This window comes from Halomonas sp. KHS3 (assembly GCF_000830495.1).
GTDB lineage: Bacteria > Pseudomonadota > Gammaproteobacteria > Pseudomonadales > Halomonadaceae > Vreelandella > Vreelandella titanicae.
Genome location: NZ_JWHY01000010.1, coordinates 112576 through 132407 on the forward strand (window position 1 = coordinate 112576; position 19832 = coordinate 132407).

General features: G+C 55.8%; 15 protein-coding genes. 8 read left to right on the top strand and 7 right to left on the bottom strand.

Annotated elements, in window-relative coordinates; genetic code table 11:
- The first annotated feature begins 8 nt into the window (after window positions 1–8).
- Window positions 9–812: an indole-3-glycerol phosphate synthase TrpC gene (gene trpC / locus RO22_RS19795; RefSeq protein WP_041159197.1), complete on the top strand. Its 804-nt coding sequence runs from the start codon at window positions 9–11 to the stop codon at window positions 810–812.
- On the opposite strand, the gene RO22_RS19800 is transcribed toward trpC, so the two are convergent.
- The 3 genes from RO22_RS19800 to RO22_RS19810 form a co-directional block, all read right to left on the bottom strand.
- Window positions 809–4018: an FAD-binding and (Fe-S)-binding domain-containing protein gene (locus tag RO22_RS19800; protein ID WP_041159198.1), complete on the bottom strand. Its 3210-nt coding sequence runs from the start codon at window positions 4016–4018 to the stop codon at window positions 809–811. The two genes, trpC and RO22_RS19800, sit on opposite strands and share 4 nt — an antisense overlap.
- 90 nt (window positions 4019–4108) lie before the next feature.
- Window positions 4109–4699, bottom strand: coding sequence for a DUF4202 domain-containing protein (locus tag RO22_RS19805; protein WP_009287992.1), 591 nt, complete (start codon window positions 4697–4699; stop codon window positions 4109–4111).
- Between the two features lie 162 nt (window positions 4700–4861).
- Window positions 4862–6109 carry a dicarboxylate/amino acid:cation symporter gene (locus tag RO22_RS19810; protein ID WP_041159199.1) on the bottom strand — a complete coding sequence of 416 codons (1248 nt, stop codon included), beginning with the start codon at window positions 6107–6109 and terminating at the stop codon, window positions 4862–4864.
- Between the two features lie 419 nt (window positions 6110–6528).
- Between RO22_RS19810 and serS the strand changes: the two genes are divergently transcribed.
- On the top strand, window positions 6529–7806 hold the full coding sequence (gene serS, locus RO22_RS19815) for a serine--tRNA ligase (protein ID WP_041159200.1): 1278 nt from the start codon (window positions 6529–6531) through the stop codon (window positions 7804–7806).
- Here the strand turns inward: serS and RO22_RS19820 are convergent.
- Window positions 7751–8608, bottom strand: coding sequence for an SIMPL domain-containing protein (locus RO22_RS19820; protein WP_022522891.1), 858 nt, complete (start codon window positions 8606–8608; stop codon window positions 7751–7753). The genes serS and RO22_RS19820 overlap by 56 nt on opposite strands.
- A gap of 204 nt (window positions 8609–8812) precedes the next feature.
- Between RO22_RS19820 and RO22_RS19825 the strand changes: the two genes are divergently transcribed.
- Window positions 8813–9916 (top strand): AI-2E family transporter, encoded by a 1104-nt coding sequence (locus RO22_RS19825; RefSeq protein ID WP_009287994.1) that lies wholly within the window; start codon window positions 8813–8815, stop codon window positions 9914–9916.
- 68 nt (window positions 9917–9984) lie between these two features.
- Here RO22_RS19825 and trxA read toward each other — a convergent pair whose 3' ends face one another.
- Window positions 9985–10308 (bottom strand): thioredoxin, encoded by a 324-nt coding sequence (gene trxA, locus RO22_RS19830; protein WP_007113240.1) that lies wholly within the window; start codon window positions 10306–10308, stop codon window positions 9985–9987.
- A gap of 391 nt (window positions 10309–10699) precedes the next feature.
- On the opposite strand from trxA, the gene cysB reads away from it, so the two are divergent.
- Window positions 10700–11674 (top strand): HTH-type transcriptional regulator CysB, encoded by a 975-nt coding sequence (gene cysB / locus RO22_RS19835; protein ID WP_009287995.1) that lies wholly within the window; start codon window positions 10700–10702, stop codon window positions 11672–11674.
- A 14-nt stretch (window positions 11675–11688) separates the two neighbouring features.
- Here the strand turns inward: cysB and RO22_RS19840 are convergent, their stop codons facing one another.
- Together RO22_RS19840 and pabB are read right to left on the bottom strand one after the other, a co-directional pair.
- Window positions 11689–12309 carry a phosphoadenosine phosphosulfate reductase family protein gene (locus RO22_RS19840; protein WP_041159201.1) on the bottom strand — a complete coding sequence of 207 codons (621 nt, stop codon included), beginning with the start codon at window positions 12307–12309 and terminating at the stop codon, window positions 11689–11691.
- A gap of 117 nt (window positions 12310–12426) precedes the next feature.
- Complete coding sequence (gene pabB, locus RO22_RS19845) at window positions 12427–13782, bottom strand: aminodeoxychorismate synthase component I (protein ID WP_022522894.1); 1356 nt, start codon at window positions 13780–13782, stop codon at window positions 12427–12429.
- 233 nt (window positions 13783–14015) lie between these two features.
- On the opposite strand from pabB, the gene RO22_RS19850 reads away from it, so the two are divergent.
- The 4 genes from RO22_RS19850 to acnD all read left to right on the top strand — a co-directional run bounded on the left by RO22_RS19850 (window position 14016) and on the right by acnD (window position 19735).
- Window positions 14016–14759, top strand: a complete 744-nt coding sequence (locus RO22_RS19850) for a GntR family transcriptional regulator (protein WP_041159202.1) — start codon at window positions 14016–14018, stop codon at window positions 14757–14759.
- A 48-nt stretch (window positions 14760–14807) separates the two neighbouring features.
- Entirely contained in the window at window positions 14808–15698 is an 891-nt protein-coding gene (prpB, locus tag RO22_RS19855; protein WP_022522896.1) for a methylisocitrate lyase, read from the top strand.
- Between the two features lie 232 nt (window positions 15699–15930).
- Entirely contained in the window at window positions 15931–17058 is a 1128-nt protein-coding gene (prpC, locus tag RO22_RS19860) for a 2-methylcitrate synthase (protein ID WP_022522897.1), read from the top strand.
- Between the two features lie 67 nt (window positions 17059–17125).
- Window positions 17126–19735, top strand: coding sequence for a Fe/S-dependent 2-methylisocitrate dehydratase AcnD (gene acnD / locus RO22_RS19865; protein WP_041159203.1), 2610 nt, complete (start codon window positions 17126–17128; stop codon window positions 19733–19735).
- Window positions 19736–19832: the final 97 nt, after the last annotated feature.

Consider the following 19832-nt stretch of genomic DNA (forward strand, 5'->3'; position numbering starts at 1 on the left):
AGACCACCATGACTCAACAGGCAACGCCGACTATTTTAACGCGCATTCTTGCTCGCAAAGACCAGGAAGTGGCAGAGCGCCGTCAGGCCGTTTCAGAGGCGGATTTGCTCGCGTTAGGAGAGCAGCAGAGCACCCCGCGTGGCTTTATTGAGGCGCTTAATACGCGCATCGCAACGGGTGATCCGGCGATTATCGCCGAGGTGAAAAAAGCCTCACCGTCAAAAGGCGTTATTCGCGAAGAATTTCACCCCTCGGATATCGCCAAAAGCTACGCCCAGGGCGGTGCTGCCTGTCTCTCTGTGCTTACCGACGCCGACTTTTTCCAGGGCCATGAAGACTATCTAATTGCCGCTCGGGACGTCTGCACGCTGCCGGTGATTCGCAAGGACTTTATCACCCATGGCTATCAGGTTTGTGAAGCGCGGGCGATTGGTTCGGACTGTATTCTGCTGATCGTTGCCGCCCTGGATGATGCTCAACTGCGCGACCTGCATCAGCAGGCCAATCAGTTGGGTATGGGTGTGCTGGTCGAGGTGCACGACGCCAACGAGCTTGAGCGTGCCCTGGCACTGGATCTAAAGCTGGTCGGCATCAATAACCGTAATCTGCATACCTTTGAAACCAGCCTGAATACCACCCTGGATCTGCTGCCGCGCATTCCTGAGGACGTCACGGTGATTACCGAATCGGGTATTCATACCCGCGATGACGTTGAGCTAATGCGCGATCATAACGTTAACGGCTTTCTGGTTGGCGAAGCCTTTATGCGCGAAAGTGATCCGGGATTGGCGCTGAAAAGGCTGTTCTTTTAACCTGCTTGCTTTAGGCACACAAGCAGTGCCTGAAGCGGGTGCGGTAATGATTGTTCCGAGTAACGCTTCACTTGGCTACGGCAGGAATAGCCGGTGGCCAATAGCTTGCCTGTGTTTTCTTCGGCCTCCACCTGGGGCTGCCACGACTGGGCGTAGATCGTTTTGGACGTAGCGGCATTGCGGGTTTCGTGGCCATAGGTGCCGGACATACCGCAGCAGCCGGTGCCCATCAGCTCAAGCTCTAACCCAAACGCCGCAAATACCTGCTGCCATGCTTTAGGGCTACCCGGTGCATTGGTTTTCTCGGTGCAGTGGGAGAGCAGCTTAAAGCCGGGGTCGGTTAGCTTAAGTTGGTTGTGCGCTAGCGTATTGATGCGGGTCATGAGCCACTCCTGCAGCATCAGCACCTCCGGCACCGCCTCATTACCTAGCGCTTTGACGTACTCCTGGCGGTAGGTGAGCGTCATCGCCGGGTCGATGCCCACCAGGGGGATATCAAAGCGGGCCAAGGTGCGTAGCCGCTCGGCCTGCTTGGCGGCGGTACGTTCGAAGGCGCCCAAGAAGCCCTGCACCTGGAGTGGTTTGCCGTTCGCCGAATAGGGCATCACAAACACGCGTAGATTGAGGCGCGAGAGCAGTTCCACCACGTCCATCACCAGCTTGGCTTCAAAGTGGGTGGTGAAGGCATCCTGGACAATAATCACGCTATTGGCACGCTGCTGTTCGGTTAACAGGGCCAGTGAGAGCGGTGTTGCCTCGGCGACGCCCCAGGCGTTCAGCTGCTTTTTAACACTGGCCCGTGAAAGCGCCGGGGAGTCGCTCATGCCCAGCGTACGGCGCATCAGTTGCTCTACCCAGCGCTGGCCAATCACGGCGTTATACAGCGGTGCGGCTTTGGCCAGGGTAGGCAGCATAAACTCGGTGCCGCCAATCACGTAGTCGCGCAGCGGGCGCAGGTAACGGCCGTGGTAGACCTCCAAGAACTGCGAGCGGAACTGGGGAACGTTGACCTTGATCGGGCACTGACTCGCGCAGGACTTACACGCCAGGCAACCCGCCATGGCGTCATAAACTTCATGGGAGTAGTCGTGGTGCTGCTTGCGGCTTAGAGTATTCGCCACCCGCAGCGGAAAGCGTTTAATGAAGCCCCAGCCGCCTTCGGCTTTTTTCTTGCGCGATTCCTCAACAACATCGATTCCCGCCTGGGTCTGCAGGCGCAGCCACTCGCGGATCAGACTGGCGCGGCCTTTGGGCGAGTGGCGACGATCCCGCGTCGCCTTCCAGGAGGGGCACATGGGGTCATCAAGGTCGTAGTTGTAGCAGGCGCCGTTACCGTTGCAGTACACCGCAGCGTCGTAGGCCTGCCAGGCGCGCTCATCGATGGTGCGGTCAAACTGACCGCGCATGGGCACGCCATCCACCGTCAACAGATCGGGGTCGCTATCCCTGGCAATTAGCTCGTTGCTTTGAGGCTTACTCGCAGCGTCGGGCGAGGTGGAAATGCCCGCGGCCCCGGGCGGGTTAGAGAGAGGCGAGGCGATCTTGCCAGGGTTTAGCTGGTTATAGGGGTCAAAGGCGGCTTTTACCCGCTGTAGGCTGGGATAAAGCTCACCAAAGAATTTAGGTGAATACTCCGAGCGCACGCCCTTACCGTGTTCGCCCCACAGCAGGCCGCCATATTTCTGGGTCAGCGCTGCCACTTCATCGGATACCGCGCGAATCAGTGTTTCCTGTTCGGGATCCTTCATATCGATGGCGGGGCGCACGTGCAGTACCCCAGCATCTACATGGCCAAACATCCCGTAGGCGAGGCCTCGGGCGTCCAGCGCGGCGCGGAACTCGGTGATAAAGTCCGCCAAGTGCTCCGGCGGCACGGCGGTATCTTCCACAAACGGAATCGGCCGCTTCTCGCCCTGCACATTGCCGAGCAAACCCACCGAGCGCTTGCGCATGGCGTAGACTTTCTGGATCTGCCCACGCCCCTCGGCCAAGGTGTAGCCTAGGCGTTCAACGGTGGTGTCTTGGCTTAGGTGGTCGGTAAAGGCTTGTACCCGCTCGGCGAGGGCGCTTTCATCGTCGTCATTAAACTCGATCAGGTTAATGCCACGAATCGCCGTGTTAGCGGTCGCCGGGAAGAATTCCGCTACGCTGTCCCAGACGAAGTCTTCCATGGCCAACTGCAGCACGGTGTCATCGATGGTCTCTATGGAAGTCGGGCGAAGCGCCTGCGGCTGGGGTTGTAGCGCCTGCGGCTGAGGTTGTGAAGAGGTGCTAGCGGCCATCAGCGCTTTGGCATCCCGCAGTGCATCCATAAAACTGGTGTAGCGCACATTGACCAGAGTGGAGTGCTTGGGAATCGGCAGCACATTCAACACCGCCTCGTTCAAAAAGCCCAGCGAGCCTTCCGAGCCGCACAGCAGGCTGTTGAGGTTGAGCTGCCCCTCGCTATCGCGCAGGTGGGCCAAATCGTAGCCGGTCAAGCAGCGGTTGAGCGGTGGGAACTTGGCTGCAATCAATTCGCGCTGTTGGTCGATAATATTGGCGGCGGTGGCATGTACGCGGCCCAGAATACCTTCCTGCTGGCACTCAGCCTGCTCTTCGTCCGATGTTAAAGCGCGGCTGTGCAGGTGCTTTCCACCGATCAAAATGGTATCGAGCTCCAGCACATGATCACGGGTTTTGCCGTATTCGCAGCTACCCTGGCCGCTGGCATCGGTAGAGATCATGCCGCCTATAGTGGCGCGGTTGGAGGTCGAAAGCTCCGGGGCAAAAAACAGCCCATGGGGTTTGAGCGCGGCGTTTAATTGATCCTTCACCACGCCCGCCTGAACGCGCACCCGCCGTGCTTCCACATCGATCTCTAGGATCTGATTCATATGGCGGGAGACATCCACCACGATGCCATCGGTGAGCGACTGGCCGTTGGTGCCGGTGCCGCCGCCTCTGGGCGTTAACACAATGCTGCGGTGAGTGGTTTGCACGGCCAACCGGGTAAGGCGCTCTAGGTCTTCGGCATGCTTGGGGTAGACCGCCGCCTGGGGCAGGCGCTGGTAAATTGAGTTATCCGTCGCCAGCACCGTGCGGTTGGCGTAATCGGGAGCAATTTCGCCTTCAAAACCGCGCGTTTTAAGAGCCTGTAAAAAACGTACATACTCATTGCCCAAGCGTGCGAACGGGGCGGTACGGGTGTCCAAGGATGCAATCATAGTTGATCAAGCCGTCAGTGCCGGGGGCGCAATAAAAGAAGACCGCTACTTTACCGCAGCGGCTGCCTCGCTGCATCTCACTGTAGCGCTTTACTCTGCTCCCAGGGCCTCTTTTACCAGCGCTAATGAGGCATCCGACATCGGTAGCTTCAAGGCTAGTGCATGGGCGCGGGGTGACATTTTACGCCAGGTCATCTGCACAATGCGCACCATATGGTCGTGCTCGATCTTGCGCGAGAAATCGGCAAAGTAGTTCTCTAGAAACACCAGGCAGGCGCAATCTTCCAGCGCTTGTACATCGGGGTCGCGGCCCAGGCCTTTCTTGCCGATAATCGTTGCGGCTCTGGCGGCATCTTCGTCTGCATAGCCTGCGTCGCGCATTAGCTGGGCGGTGGTATCGCCTGCGCGCTTGCCCTGGTCGCGTCGCCAGGTTAAGTAGCCTACGCGCCCTTCGGGGTACTCCTCACGCGGCACTAACCAGCGCTGTAAGTGCTGGGCGCGTACGGCTAAGCGCAGCACCTCATCTGGAGCGTCATGCACGCGGTCTAGCCAGTCGCTCATGCGCTGGGCATAAGCCAGTTCCTGGGGCATGGATGTGCCATCGGCAAGCGTCGTGGAGCGCGGGTCTTCGGCATGCAGGGCATCGATGGCGATGAGCGTTTGATCAAAAGCGGTAGGCATAGCAGCGTTGCTCGGCTAAAAATGATGCTAATAGGTTGCCGAGAAACCGTGCGAATCACAACTGCTGTATGGGAGGGGAGGTTATGAAAGGCGGTAAAGCGCAGCGCCCGCTGCTAAGCACAGCGGACGCCTTTTCATACGCTATAAATGCTAGCGTTAAAGTTAGCGACGGTTGTAGATTTCTTCGTTGAGCTCACCCTCGCTTTTACCTACTAGCGTGGTGACCATTAAATCGCCTGCAACGTTGACGCTGGTGCGTGCCATATCAAGGATCCTGTCAATCCCCGCGACCACGGCGATGGCTTCCAGCGGCAGGCCAACCTGGGCCATCACAATCGAGAGCATAATCAGGCCAGCGCCTGGTACGCCTGCGGTACCAATGGAAGCCAGCGTGCCGGTGGCGACAATCATGCCGTAATCCATCATGCTCAAATCAGTGCCAGTCATTTGGGCAATAAATAGCACCACCACGCCCTGGTAAAGCGCGGTACCGTCCATATTGATGGTGGCGCCCACGGGCAGCACAAACCCCGATACCCCCTCGGAAACGCCCAAGTTCTTCTGCGCACAGCGTATAGAGACCGGCAGGGTGCCCGCAGAAGAGGCGGATGAGAACGCCACGACAATAGCGTCCAGGCTGCCCTGCAAATAGCGCATGGGGTTTAGCCGCCCCAGTAGCGAAATAAAACCCGAGTAGATCACTAACACGTGAAGTATGCTGGCCAGGTACGCAACGCCAATTAGCTTGGCCAGCGGCAGCAATATCTCTAAACCGTACTGGCCGGAGACGTGGGCGATCAAGCCAAAGACGCCGAAGGGCGCGAAGGCCATCACAATGCCGGTGAGCTTGTACATTGCCTCGGCAAAGCTATCGAAGACCTTCATGACCGGCTCGCCTTTATCGCCGATCAACGTCAGCGAAATACCTAAACCAATGGCAAACACAATGATCTGCATAATGTTGCCGTTGGCCAGGGCATCCAACGGGTTACGCGGCACTAAGTTAACCAGAATAGAGACCAGCGATGGCGCTTCGTTAGCGGCCACTTCAGAGTCAAAACTTAAATCAACGCCCACGCCCGGCTGCAGCAGGGTGGAAAGTACCAGACCGATGGAGATAGCAAAGGCGGTGGTGACCAAATAGAGCGTAATGGTACGCGCGCCAATGCGGCCCATTTTCTGAGGGTCGCGCATGGAGGTAATACCCACCACCAAGGTGGAAAATACCAGCGGCACAATCAGCATCATAATGGCGTTAATAAAAATATCGCCAAGCGGCTTAAACACGCTGGCGGTGTCGCCTAGCAGCGCGCCTGCCAAAATACCCAACGCCAAGCCGGCGAGAATCTTCTTCCATAGGGCAATTCGTCGCCACCAGGCAAACTTTCCTTGCTGTGCTGTCTCCTGCACTGCGCTTCTCCTGTCAAAAGTGTTAAAACCTATTATTTATCGATTCGTTAGACGAATCGGCGGGCACTCTATCACTTTTGGCTAACGGGCTGGGATGGATATGCCGAGTGGTCATAGCACATACAGTCGATTCGATAACTGAACCTTGCTTAGCGATAGTGCAAACTTATTACGTGCCGCTACCTTCTAGCAGCGCTATGCGCTGCATTCGCGGGTGCGCCGTAGGCTTACCACGCGCTACTGGAGTGTGGCGTTAGCTAGTGCTGACTTCTCTGGTGCTGGAGCCTTTTAGCGTAGCTAAACGTGCGTCTGGTGATACCGGCCATAGCTCCTCGCCGCGCTTTTGCCTACAATAGACCCCTTTATGCACGCGCATTGGCGCGGTGCTTTTATTGTTTTCAGGCCAAGGGACAGGATTCATGCTCGATCCGAAACTGCTGCGCGGTGATCTTGACACGGTTGCTCAACAACTGGCCCGGCGGGGCTTTGTGCTTGATAAAGCGGGATTGCAGGCGCTGGAGTCGCGTCGCCGCGAGCTGCAAACGCAAACCGAGCAGCTGCAAAATGAGCGCAATATGCGCTCCAAAGCGATTGGTAAAGCCAAGGCCAACGGTGAAGATATTCAGCCGCTGCTGGATGAAGTCAGCGATTTAGGTGATCGCCTGGATAAAGCCAAGCGCGAGCTAGCCGACGTCCAGGAAGAATGGGACGACGCTATCAGCGGTATTCCCAACCTGCCCCATGAAAGCGTGCCGGAAGGCAAAAGCGAAGACGAGAATGTCGAGCTGCACCGCTGGGGCACGCCGCGGGAGTTTGATTTCGAGGTGTTGGATCACGTTGATCTGGGTAAGCAGTCGGGTTATCTCGATTTTGAGTTGGCGGCTAAAATCACTGGCGCTCGCTTTGCGGTCATGCGCGGGCCCATAGCGCGCCTGCATCGGGCGTTGGCGCAGTTTATGCTGGATACCCAAACCGAACAGCACGGCTACGAAGAGTGCTACGTGCCGTATATGGTCAACCGCGATTCGCTGATGGGCACCGGCCAGCTGCCGAAGTTTGGCGAAGATTTGTTCAAGCTGGACGATGAGCGCGAGTATCACCTGATTCCCACTTCAGAAGTACCACTGACCAACTTTGTACGCGATGAAATTATCGAGCAAGCGGCATTGCCGATGAAGCTTACCGCACATACGCCCTGTTTCCGCTCCGAGGCGGGCTCGCACGGGCGCGATACCCGCGGAATGATCCGCCAGCATCAGTTCGATAAAGTCGAGATGGTGCAGATTGTGGAGCCGGAGAAGAGCTACGAAGCGTTGGAAGAGATGCGTGGTCATGCAGAGGCGATCCTGCAGGCACTGGCGTTGCCGTATCGCGTAGTGACGCTATGCACTGGGGATATGGGCTTTGGGGCCACGAAGACCTACGACTTGGAAGTGTGGCTGCCCAGCCAGGAGACTTACCGGGAGATCTCGTCTGTCTCTAACTGCGAGGATTTCCAGGCCCGGCGTATGCAAGCGCGGTATCGCCATCCGGATTCCAAAAAGCCGCAGTTGCTACATACGCTGAACGGTTCAGGGCTGGCGGTTGGTCGTTGCCTGCTGGCGGTGCTTGAAAACCACCAGCAGGCAGATGGCTCGGTGATTATTCCTGAGCCGCTACGTCGCTATCTGGGCGGCGTGGAGCGTCTGGCCCTTTAAGCGCCCACTCAACGCTAACCCCGGCATCAATGCGGATGGTGCCGGGGCTGTAATCGCTGGCGGCACTGGATTGACTGGCGCCAGCGGCATCGCTTTCTGCACGCATCGCCATCATGCGCGGCTGGAAGATAGGTGATTGCGTCTCTTCAATGCGCTGCACATGACCAAGCTCAGCATCTAAGCTGTCGGCCATCAGGTTTGCTTTGTGTTGCGCTTTCTCCAGCGCTTTGACCAGCGCTTCGTCAGTGGCAGCGTCGCGGTCTTGTAGGTCAAACTGCACGCCATCCAATGAGTTAACACCAGCGGCTATTAGCGCGTCTAACACCTCGCTTAACTGACCAAGGTCGGTGAGTTCGACGGTGATCGGGCGCTCAAGACGTGTGCGCTGCAGGGTCTCATGCTCGCCATCTTCATTGCGTGGCCCTTGAATATGCTCAGGATAGACATTTAGCGAGCCTGCATTGATGGCATTGCGTTCAAGGCCGGTGGCTTCCATTTGTTCGATTAATTCGCTGGCGCGGGTCTCTAAGCGCTCGCGGGCATCGCTAAGTGCGCTACTATCGCTCTCTTCCAAGGTGGAAAGGGCGGGTGTGTTTTCCCACAATCGTGCATTCAGGGTGGCCTTGTCGGGTTCTACCTCAACCCAAGACTGCGCTTGAACATGCAAGCTTGGCTGGGGCGGTGTTGACGGTGAAGCGTGTGCAAAAGGAGCGCTAAGGAGTGCCAATAGAGCGCCGCCTAGTAGGCCATTGCGTAAACGTTTAGAGCCTGGTTTTTGAAGGTTAGCTGGTATGGCTTGCATAAATGTTTTCCTTAGTGAGCGGGCAGTGGCGCCGCCAAGTTAAAACCGGGTATAAATCATTCAAGTAGACGCAGCTTTGAAGCGAAGTAGAAAAGAAAGTTCAGTACGGAAGAGTGGACGCAAAACAGTTGCTTATTATTTGCACGGTTTGTGCAATACGCCGAATGCAGCCATCATATATGGACAACAAGCTAGGGATGGATTATGTCGAACTTGTCGGACGAGGATTACCGCAGTATTCCTCTCAATGCCACCTTGGCACTCGCTGCGTTGGTAGTGATCATCGCTGGAATGAAAGCAGGTGCTGATTTGTTAGTGCCGTTGCTGCTCGCGATATTTATCGCAGTAGTGTGTACTTCACCGGTGCAGTGGCTGCATCGCTGTGGCTTAAGCATGCGAATGTCGGCATTTCTAACATTGATGGTATTGCTGGCGTTTATATCGCTGATTGGCCTGCTGGTGGTCAATAGCTTCAGTACCTTCGTGGCAGCGTTGCCGGAAATTGAGTCGCGGCTTTATGAACAGTATTGGAATTTACTTAATGCGCTCTCTTCACGCGGGCTAGCAATTAATCCCGACCAGATTAACTCGCTGTTTGAAATGGAGGATGAGGGCTCTTGGATGCCTGCCTTACTGGGTCAGCTAGGCAACCTCTTTATGCAGGGCATCATTGTTGGACTGCTGGTTATATTCATGCTGTTCGAGACGTTGAACGTGCGCGATAAAATTTCCCGCGCACTGGAAAATCCGGCGCCTAGCTTGAAGCGTTTTAGTGAGTTCAGCTTAACGCTGAAGCGCTATCTAGCCGTAAAAACCATGATTAGCCTGGCCACTGGGGCGCTGGTATGGCTCTCTTGCATGATTGTAGGCGTGGATTTTCCGCTGTTGTGGGGCGTGTTGGCCTTTGCACTCAACTTTATTCCCAATATTGGCTCCGCGCTGGCGGCGATCCCCCCCGTGTTGTTGCTGTTGGTCGCCCAAGACGGCGGTGCTTTTCAGGCGTTACTGCTAGCCTCTGCTTATTTGGTCATCAACTTTGTGCTCGGCAATCTGATTGAACCGCGGGTAATGGGGCAGGCGTTGGGGCTTTCTACATTTGTGGCGTTTTTATCGCTGGTGGTATGGGGGTGGATCTTTGGTGCGGCGGGGATGCTACTTTCGGTGGTACTAACGATGACGTTGAAGATCGCACTTGATAGTCACCCACAAACACGGTGGATCGCTAGGCTGTTAGGGCCTGGAAGGCGTCGTGTAAAAGATATTCGGGTAAGCGATGCGAGTCTGCCGCCGTGGAAACGCAAAAATTAGGCAGGAAATTTAGCGAAGGCGTGTTACCGCCGACAGAGTCGGCGGCTATTACAAGTGCTACACATTCATCAGGCGTTTTGTTCGATGAACTGCGTCAGTTGTGACTTAGATTGTGCGCCAACCAGTGAAGCGACTTTGGTGCCAGATTTAAACAGCATGACGGTAGGTACACCGCGGACGCCTTGCTCGGCAGCAATTTCTGGTGCGTCGTCTACATTGACACTAACAACTTTCAGGCTTTCCTGACGTTCTGCAGCTACTTCATCAACGACCGGGGCCATGACCTTGCATGGGCCACACCAGGGCGCCCAGAACTTCATTAGCACAGGCTGTTCAGCGTTGAGGACTTCTTGCTCAAAATTGGCGTTGGTGACATCAACATTATTAGCCATTTGCTTCTCCCGTTTGCGTTGCTCTTACTGTTTCGTTGCCTCAAATGGAGCAACGGTCATTACGCGATCCATTGGTGCTCTTTAAGCGCGCCTCGTGTCTATCGCGATAAGTGTGGGCAGATGTTAGCGGGCGCGAAGGTTGCTGGCAAATTTCCTGCACAGTGAGTTAACTAAATAGCAGAAATTAAAGGGTGCTGGTAGGGCGTTTTTTTTATAATATAAAAGTATTATTTTGGTGTTTTTTATTCTATATGGTGCTGTAGAGTGCCGAGTGTGACGACACGATCCGTCAGGCGTGATGTGGCATCAGCGCCTGTGTGTGCTTAAAGATTCGGCCTACATCAAGATACGGTCTACATAGATCTGTATAGAGAATAAATAAGGTGAGGATATGAAGCTACAACAGCTCCGCTATATCTGGGAAGTCAATCGACATAACCTGAACGTCTCGGCCACAGCGCAAAGTCTATTTACCTCACAGCCGGGGATCTCTAAACAGATACGTTTGTTAGAAGATGAGCTTGGCGTCGAGATTTTTGCGCGCAGTGGTAAGCACTTGACACGTGTGACGCCTGCCGGGCAGTCAATTATTGACCTGGCCGGGCAGGTACTGCGTCTCACCGAAAACATCAAGCAGGTGGCTCAGGAGCATAGCGATGAGCGCCGCGGTAGCCTGGCCATTGCTACGACCCATACCCAGGCCCGTTATGCGCTACCGCCCATTATCAGCGAATTCACCCTTAAATATCCTGATGTGGCGCTGCATATGCAGCAGGGTACGCCCAAGCAGATTGCACAGATGGTCAGTGAAGGCCAGGCCGATTTCGCCATCGCGACCGAGTCGCTGGAGCTATTTACCGATTTAGTGCTACTGCCCTGCTATCGTTGGAACCGCTGCGTACTGGTGCCTAAAGGGCACCCGCTAGCCACTCATCAGGGCCCGTTGACCCTGGAGGCGCTCGGTGAACATCCGCTGGTCACCTACGTGTTTGGGTTTACCGGCCGCTCGCAGTTAGACGACGCCTTCAAAGCGAAAGGGTTAACGCCCAATGTGGTGCTAACCGCCGCCGATGCCGACGTGATCAAGACCTACGTACGGCTGGGCATGGGGGTTGGCATTGTGGCGCATATGGCTGTGGACGAGGCGCTTGATGATGACTTGGTGGCACTGGATGCAAGCCACCTGTTTGCCAGCTCTACGACAAAAATTGGTATCCGTCGTGGCACCTTTATGCGCGGTTACATGTATGATTTTTTGGAGCGCTTTGCGCCTCATTTAACCCGCGACCGGGTTGATGAAGCATTAACGGCAGGCCCGCGCCATGAGCAGTCGTTGTTTGACGACCTGGACCTGCCGGAGTATTAACCCGCAGTGTGGAGTTAGTGCTGCAAATGTAGCCCGCACTCGCGCTTCTCTTCCACCTTGGTAGGGTCGAAGTAATCGAAGTTATTGGGCAGATTATGCGCCTGTAGATACTGGTACATATCTTTGGCGCTCCACTGCAGCAACGGGGCAACTTTCAATAGGCCATCGCTGTTGCGACTAACCGGCTGCATTTTTGCGCGCTCGGGGGTGTCCTCAGCGCGCAGTGCGGTGAACCATACGTCGGGCTGCATTTCACGCAGCGCACGCTCGAAGGGCTCGATTTTAACTTCCTGAGTAAAGGCTGCGTGGCGCGGGTCGTCGATACCCGGCATGGGGCCTTCCAGCGCCTCGCGGTGGCCGCGCGTGCGCCGGGGTACAAAGCTCACGATGTTCAGGTTGAGTTGTTGAATCACTTCGTCAGCGAATTGATAAGTTGCTTCGGTGTTGTAGCCGCTGTCCATCCACACAATGGGTATATCCGGGCGCACCTGGGTCACCATATGAAGAATCACCGCCTCAAAAGGGCGAAAGTTGGTGGTGCAAATAGGTCGTGCACCCTGGGTCAGCGCCCACTCAACTAACCCTTGAGGATTATTTGCGAAATCTCTGTTAATCGCTTCAAGCTCTGAGGACATACTGCCTCCTAATCGGAAATTAAATAATACTGACTAGGCTACCAAACAGGAGGCAGCGAACCCCAATACCGTTTAGTTTGGCTTTTATATTCCTTTTTGATATAGAGCTCGCACTGCTTATTCCAAAGCGCCAATAAGGTGGCGAATTTTATCCAGAGTTTCGGTGTACTCTTCGTCCGCTTGAGAGTCTGCTACTAAGCCCCCTCCGCCCCATACATGCAGTCTTCCCGCCTCGGCAACCATAGTGCGAATAGCGATGGAGGTATCCATGCTGCCACGTACATCGACATAGCCAAGGCTGCCGCAATAAACACTGCGTTGGCAGGGTTCTAGTTCATCAATGATCTGCATCGCGCGAATTTTAGGTGCACCGGTAATTGAGCCGCCAGGAAAGGCCGCCTTAAGCAGTGCCAGCGGGGTGTAATTACCGGCCAGCGTTCCCTGCACCACGCTAACTAGGTGGTGCACGTTAGGGTAGCTCTCTAAGCGACATAGCTGCGGAACGCGAATGGAGCCTGGCTGGCAGACGCGACCCAGGTCATTGCGCAGCAGGTCAACGATCATCACATTTTCAGCGCGATCTTTAGTGCTGCTCAATAGCTGTGCCGCCAGCGCCTGATCCTCTTCATGTGTGGCCCCTCGCGGGCGGGTACCTTTAATCGGCCGTGTTTCGACCTCGCCGTTGCTGCACTGAATAAACCGCTCGGGTGAAAGTGACAGTACGGCCTTATCGCCCCAGGCCATAAAACCTGAATAGGGTGTGGGGGTCGCTTTGCGTAACTGCAGGTACGCCTGCCACTCATCCCCTTGGTAGTCGGCATAAAAGCGTTGAGCCAGGTTGATCTGATAGCAGTCACCCGCGCGAATATAGCGCTGCACGGCGTTAAAGCGTGCGACATATTGGGTGTGGCTAAGTTCTGCTTTAAAGGTATTCGTTAATGTAAACGCGCTAGTTGGCTCTGGCGTCTTGGTAAGCCAGTTTTCCACCTGCTCACGACGCTGCGGAGTGGCGATTAGCCACGCCTGCTGGGCCATGTGATCCAGGGTGATACACCAGTCGTAAAGCCCCAAACGGGCTTGCGGTAAGGTGACCGGGCTTGCCTGAGCACTCTGAACCGATAAGGTTTTACGCCCTAAATCGTAGCCCCAGTAGCCTATTAGCCCGCCTAGAAAAGGGAGTTCACTGGTTTCATCAGGGATATCCAGTTGATCCAGTAGCCACTGCTGAAGGGCAAACGCATCGTTAGCCAAGTGCGCCGGTGGGCTAAGCTGATCTGACGCAATACTCGCTTCGCCATGATGAGTAACTTCCAGCGTAGCAAGTGGGTCGCTGCTGATAATATCAAAGCGACCGGTGGCGATAGGGCGGCCACTATCGAGCAGCACCGCGCCGGGCCTAGCACGTAGGCAGGCGAATATACCCAATGGGTCGGGTGAATAGGGCAGGGCAGTTATCGTCAACGCCTGGTTCATTAAGCAAACGCCTGGCCGGTAAAAGGGCTGCATATGTTAGAGGTCGTTGAAGATCGGCACCAGTCGCACGATTGACGCATTTCTCACGCTCGGAAGAGGATTGTTGACACTGTTTTTGCAGCTAGACTTTTTGCCTACAACGAAAGATGTATAAAGTCGCTTTATAAGCAGGTTGACGGCGGTGGTTCGCGGGGCTAAAGTTTCGCTATGTTTCTAATTGTCGACAATTCGCCATGAGCTTACCTGTTTCTTCTTCTTATTCCGATTCCTCGCCGCATGAAATGGCAACCCCTGAAGTACGCACGCTCGCCGAGCGGGTATTTCATCAGTTGCAGGATGCCATCGTACGCGGCGAGCTTGCTCCCGGCAGTAAGATCACCGAGCCGGGATTGTCTAAAACCTACGGTATTTCACGTGGGCCGCTGCGCGAGGCGATGCGCCGCCTGGAAGCACACCGCCTCATCGAGCGGGTTCCCCATGTGGGCGCAAGGGTGGTTAAGCTCTCAATGAAAGAGCTTTTAGAGCTGTTTGACCTGCGTGAAGCCCTGGAAAGTATGGCGGCGCGCTTGGCGGCTGAGCATATGTCACCGGCAGAGGTTCAGGGTTTGCGGGATGTGCTGGCGCTGCACGAAGGTCAGGCGGATTTAAAGCGTGGCGAAGCTTACTACCAGCGCGAAGGCGATCTCGATTTTCACTACTGCATCGTTCAGGGCAGCCACAACAAAATGCTAATGAACCTGCTCTGTGATGACCTTTACTACCTTGTGCGCCTTTATCGCACTCAGTTCAGTGCTAGCGGCACGCGACCGCAGCGCGCCTTTGTGGAACACCATCGCATTGTTGATGCCATTGAAGCTGGCGATGCGGAGCTGGCCGAGCTGCTCATGCGCCGCCATGTCAGCGCCTCCCGCGCCAATGTGGCGGATCGCTATGCAGCGACCCTCGAAGAGTCAGCATCTAAATCGCAAAGCTCTTAATCACGCAGCTAAAACATAACTAGAAATTAGCAATAGGAGAAACACCCCATGTCCCAGATGACTCCCGGCGCCCGGTTTCGAGCCGCGCTTGAGGCTAACCGTCCGCTGCCGATCTTAGGCACCATTAATGCCTATACAGCGCTAATGGCCGACAAGGTTGGCCATCAAGCCATTTACCTCTCTGGTGGCGGCGTAGCTAACGCCTCGTTCGGCTTGCCGGATCTGGGCATGACGACCATGAATGATGTGGTGGAAGATGCCCACCGTATCTGCGGCGCTACCGAGCTGCCCCTGCTGGTGGATATCGATACCGGTTGGGGCGGTGCCTTCAATATTGCACGCACGGTAAAAGAAATGCAGCGCGCTGGCGTGGCCGCGGTACATATGGAAGACCAGGTGGCTCAAAAGCGCTGTGGACACCGCCCCAATAAAGCAATTGTCTCTCAGCAGGAGATGGTCGACCGCATTAAAGCTGCCGCCGATGCCAAGATCGACCCCGACTTCTATTTGATTGCTCGCACCGATGCGTTTCAAAAAGAGGGGCTTGATGCTGCCATTGAGCGTGCCAACGCCTGCGTTGAAGCCGGTGCAGATGCCATCTTCGCTGAAGCGGTTCATACCCTGGATGATTACAAAGCCTTCTGTGAACGGGTCAATGCACCCATTTTGGCTAACATCACCGAGTTCGGTGCTACTCCGCTGTTTACTCAAACGGAGCTTGGCGAGGTTGGCTGCCGCATGGTGCTTTACCCGCTCTCGGCCTTCCGCGCCATGAACGCTGCGGCACTGCAGGTCTATCAAAGCATCCTCGACAACGGCCACCAAAAAGACGTGGTGCCGCTGATGCAAACCCGCGACGAACTCTACGATTTTCTCAATTACCACGACTTTGAGCAGAAGCTGGACGCGCTGTTTGCCGAGAAAGGCGATGACCAATAAACCGCCAGTTAAGATGAAGCGCAGTTGGAAATGATTTCTTCTGCAAACTGGTGAGAGGACAGGTTGAAGCGAGGGTCTTTTGTCATGGATGACAAAAGTAGCGCCCAGGGAGGGGTTCACAGCGCCCTCGCGGAAACCTGTCCTCTCACCAAGATAGCTTTGCCGAAAGTTTAATGAACGACCTTATTCATAAATCGATAGTAAAAATAAAAGCAGTAATAGGAGACACACCATGGCTGATAAACCCGCAACAGGAGCAGGACTGCGTGGCCAGAGCGCTGGTTCCACCGCGCTGTGTACGGTAGGTAAAACAGGCTCAGGCCTGACCTACCGCGGATTTGATATTAAAGAGCTGGCTGAAAAAGCCAAATTCGAAGAGGTCGCTTACCTGCTGTTAAAAGGCAAGTTGCCTAATCAGGGTGAGCTAGACCACTACATCAGCAAGCTCAAAAGCCTGCGCGGCTTGCCCGATGCATTAAAAACGGTACTTGAGCAGATCCCCAAAGACGCTCACCCGATGGACGTAATGCGCACCGGCACTTCAATGCTGGGCAATCTAGAAACCGAGGAGAATTTTGATCAGCAGCAAGACGTTGCTGATCGGCTGCTGGCGGTGCTGCCCTCGATTATTTGTTACTGGTACCGCTTCTCCCACGACGGTGTGCGCATCGATACCGAAACGGATGATGACTCAGTAGGCGGGCATTTCCTTAATATGCTGCGCGGCGAGCCCGCCTCTGAACTGCATGCGCGGGTCATGAACGTATCGCTGATTCTTTACGCCGAGCACGAGTTTAACGCCTCTACCTTTACCGCAAGGGTATGCGCCTCGACGCTTTCCGATATGCACTCCTGCGTGACCGGTGCGATTGGGTCGCTGCGCGGCCCACTGCATGGCGGCGCCAACGAAGCGGCCATGGCGATGATCGAGGATTGGCAGTCGCCGGAAGAAGCAGAAAGCAAGATCATGGGCATGCTGGAGCGTAAGGATAAAATTATGGGCTTCGGGCATGCGATTTATCGCGAGTCCGACCCGCGCAACGCGATTATCAAGCACTGGTCCAAGAAGCTCTCTGACGATGTGGGTGATAAGGTGCTTTACCCGGTTTCTGAGCGGGTCGAAGAGGTCATGTGGCGTGAGAAGAAGCTGTTCTGTAACGCAGACTTCTTCCACGCCAGCGCATACCACTTCATGGATATACCCACCAAGCTGTTTACGCCGATTTTCGTCTGCTCTCGGCTGACCGGCTGGGCGGCGCACGTATTTGAGCAGCGCGCCAATAACCGCATTATTCGCCCTAGCGCCGATTACACTGGCCCCGAGAAGAGCGAGTGGGTGCCGATAGAAGCGCGAGACTGAACCGCTTGCTGCCCGGTGACTTGGACACCGGGCTTTTTTCAGCCCCCTTCTTGTGAGTCTGCCTGCTATGAATACCCAATACCGTAAACCGCTGCCTGGCACAGAGCTTGAGTTTTTTGATGCTCGCGAGGCGGTGGAAGATATCCAGCCCGGTGCCTATGCACAGCTGCCCTATACCTCTCGTGTGCTGGCGGAGCAGCTGGTGCGTCGCTGTGATCCTGAATTGCTCACCGATGCGCTAAAACAGTTGATCGAGCGCAAGAGTGACCTGGATTTTCCTTGGTACCCCGCGCGTGTCGTCTGCCACGATATCCTAGGCCAGACTGCTCTGGTCGATTTGGCCGGGCTGCGTGACGCTATTGCCGAGAAGGGTGGTGACCCCGCCAAGGTTAATCCTGTAGTGCCCACCCAGCTAATCGTCGATCATTCACTGGCAGTGGAGCACGCAGGGTCGGAAGAGGGCGCCTTCGAGAAAAACCGCGCCATTGAAGATCGCCGTAACGATGACCGCTTCCACTTTATCAACTGGACTAAAACGGCCTTTGAGAACGTCGATGTAATTCCTCCCGGCAACGGCATCATGCACCAGATCAATCTGGAGAAGATGTCACCGGTGGTGCAGAACCGTGACGGCATTGCCTATCCGGATACCTGTGTGGGTACCGATAGCCATACGCCCATGGTCGATGCCCTTGGCGTTATATCCGTAGGTGTGGGTGGTCTGGAGGCCGAAAGCGTCATGCTGGGCCGTGCCTCCATGATGCGCCTGCCGGATATCGTCGGCGTGGAGCTGACCGGCAAGCTGCAGCCCGGCATTACCGGCACCGATATGGTACTGGCGATTACCGAGTTCCTGCGTAAAGAGCGGGTGGTTGGTGCTTACCTGGAGTTCTACGGTGAAGGTGCCGACGCGCTAACGGTCGGAGATCGCGCCACTATCTCCAATATGACCCCCGAATACGGCGCGACCGCGGCGATGTTCTACATCGATGGCCAAACTATCGACTACCTGAAAATTACCGGCCGTGAAGATGAACAGGTGGCGCTGGTCGAAACCTACGCCAAGCACACCGGCCTGTGGGCGGATAGCTTGACCGAGGTTGAGTACGAGCGGGTACTGACCTTTAACCTCTCGTCGGTAACCCGCACCCTGGCGGGGCCCTCCAACCCCCACGCCCATTTGCCAACTTCAGAGCTTGCCCAGCGTGGTATTGCTGTTGGGCTTGAGGCGGCACAGGCGGAAGAGAAAGCGGGCAAAATGCCCGACGGCGCGGTTATCATCGCCGCCATTACCAGCTGCACCAATACCTCTAACCCACGAAATATGGTCGCCGCCGGGCTTATCGCCCGCAACGCTAACCGGCTGGGTCTGCTGCGTAAACCATGGGTGAAGTCGTCGCTGGCGCCGGGCTCGAAAACCGTCAAGATGTACCTGGAAGAAGCTGGGTTGATGAGCGAGCTGGAAAGCCTCGGCTTTGGGGTGGTGGCCTATGCCTGCACCACCTGTAACGGCATGTCTGGAGCGCTGGATCCAAAAATCCAGCAGGAGATTATTGAGCGTGATCTCTATGCGACCGCCGTGCTTTCCGGCAACCGTAACTTCGACGGCCGTATCCACCCCCATGCCCAACAAGCCTTTCTGGCGTCACCGCCTCTGGTAGTTGCCTATGCCATCGCGGGCACGATTCGCTTTGATATCGAAAAAGACGTCCTGGGCGTGGATCAGGCGGGAAATCCTGTCACTTTGAAGGATATCTGGCCAGCGGATGAAGAGATCGATGCGATTGTTAAATCGTCGGTGAAGCCGGAGCAGTTCCGCCAGACCTATATTCCCATGTTCGATCTGGATAAGAGTGCCCGCGCTCAGGTCAGCCCGCTATATGACTGGCGGCCCCAGAGCACCTATATCCGTCGCCCGCCTTACTGGGAGGGCAATATGGCTAAAGTGCGCACCCTGAAAGGCATGCGGCCGCTGGCAATTTTGCCGGACAATATCACCACCGATCATCTCTCACCCTCCAACGCGATTCAGTTGAACAGCGCGGCAGGGGAGTACTTGGCCAAAATGGGCCTGCCGGAGGAAGACTTCAACTCCTACGCCACCCACCGCGGTGACCACCTGACTGCCCAGCGCGCTACCTTCGCCAACCCGAAGTTGTTCAACGAGATGGTGCGCGATGCCGACGGCAACGTTAAACAGGGCTCGCTGGCGCGGGTAGAGCCGGAAGGCCAAGTCACCCGCATGTGGGAGGCGATTGAAACCTACATGGCCCGCAAGCAGCCGCTGATCATTATTGCCGGGGCGGATTACGGTCAGGGCTCCTCACGGGACTGGGCGGCTAAAGGCGTGGCGCTGGCGGGCGTGGAAGCGATCGCCGCCGAAGGCTTTGAGCGTATTCACCGCACCAACCTGATCGGGATGGGGGTGATGCCGCTGGAGTTTGAGCCCGGGACTACGCGTATGACACTGGGCCTGGACGGCACTGAAACCTTTGATGTCGAAGGCGCCGTTTCGCCAGGGGCGATGCTCACCCTAGTGATCCACCGCCAAAACGGTGAAAGCGAGCGGGTTACGGTGAAGTGCCGTTTGGACACCGCCGAGGAGGTGTCTATTTACACTGCTGGTGGTGTACTGCAGCGTTTTGCCCAGGACTTTCTTGAGTCCACGGCGGCTTAATTGAAACGGCCTAGCTGACCAAGTGAACCCGGTGCCTTTAGCTTTTCGAACCTAGCTTTTCGAATCAGGCTTAGAGCACCGGGTTATTTTTTAGGAG

Bases quoted from the DNA above. Each gene is read 5' to 3' on its own strand.
- serS (WP_041159200.1), top strand. From the start codon at position 6,529: ATGCTCGATCCGAAACTGCTGCGCGGTGATCTTGACACGGTTGCTCAA.
- prpB (WP_022522896.1), top strand. From the start codon at position 14,808: ATGTCCCAGATGACTCCCGGCGCCCGGTTTCGAGCCGCGCTTGAGGCT.
- RO22_RS19840 (WP_041159201.1), bottom strand. From the start codon at position 12,309: ATGTCCTCAGAGCTTGAAGCGATTAACAGAGATTTCGCAAATAATCCT.
- trxA (WP_007113240.1), bottom strand. From the start codon at position 10,308: ATGGCTAATAATGTTGATGTCACCAACGCCAATTTTGAGCAAGAAGTC.
- pabB (WP_022522894.1), bottom strand. From the start codon at position 13,782: ATGAACCAGGCGTTGACGATAACTGCCCTGCCCTATTCACCCGACCCA.
- prpC (WP_022522897.1), top strand. From the start codon at position 15,931: ATGGCTGATAAACCCGCAACAGGAGCAGGACTGCGTGGCCAGAGCGCT.
- RO22_RS19850 (WP_041159202.1), top strand. From the start codon at position 14,016: ATGAGCTTACCTGTTTCTTCTTCTTATTCCGATTCCTCGCCGCATGAA.
- RO22_RS19805 (WP_009287992.1), bottom strand. From the start codon at position 4,699: ATGCCTACCGCTTTTGATCAAACGCTCATCGCCATCGATGCCCTGCAT.
- RO22_RS19825 (WP_009287994.1), top strand. From the start codon at position 8,813: ATGTCGAACTTGTCGGACGAGGATTACCGCAGTATTCCTCTCAATGCC.
- RO22_RS19800 (WP_041159198.1), bottom strand. From the start codon at position 4,018: ATGATTGCATCCTTGGACACCCGTACCGCCCCGTTCGCACGCTTGGGC.
- trpC (WP_041159197.1), top strand. From the start codon at position 9: ATGACTCAACAGGCAACGCCGACTATTTTAACGCGCATTCTTGCTCGC.
- acnD (WP_041159203.1), top strand. From the start codon at position 17,126: ATGAATACCCAATACCGTAAACCGCTGCCTGGCACAGAGCTTGAGTTT.
- cysB (WP_009287995.1), top strand. From the start codon at position 10,700: ATGAAGCTACAACAGCTCCGCTATATCTGGGAAGTCAATCGACATAAC.
- RO22_RS19820 (WP_022522891.1), bottom strand. From the start codon at position 8,608: ATGCAAGCCATACCAGCTAACCTTCAAAAACCAGGCTCTAAACGTTTA.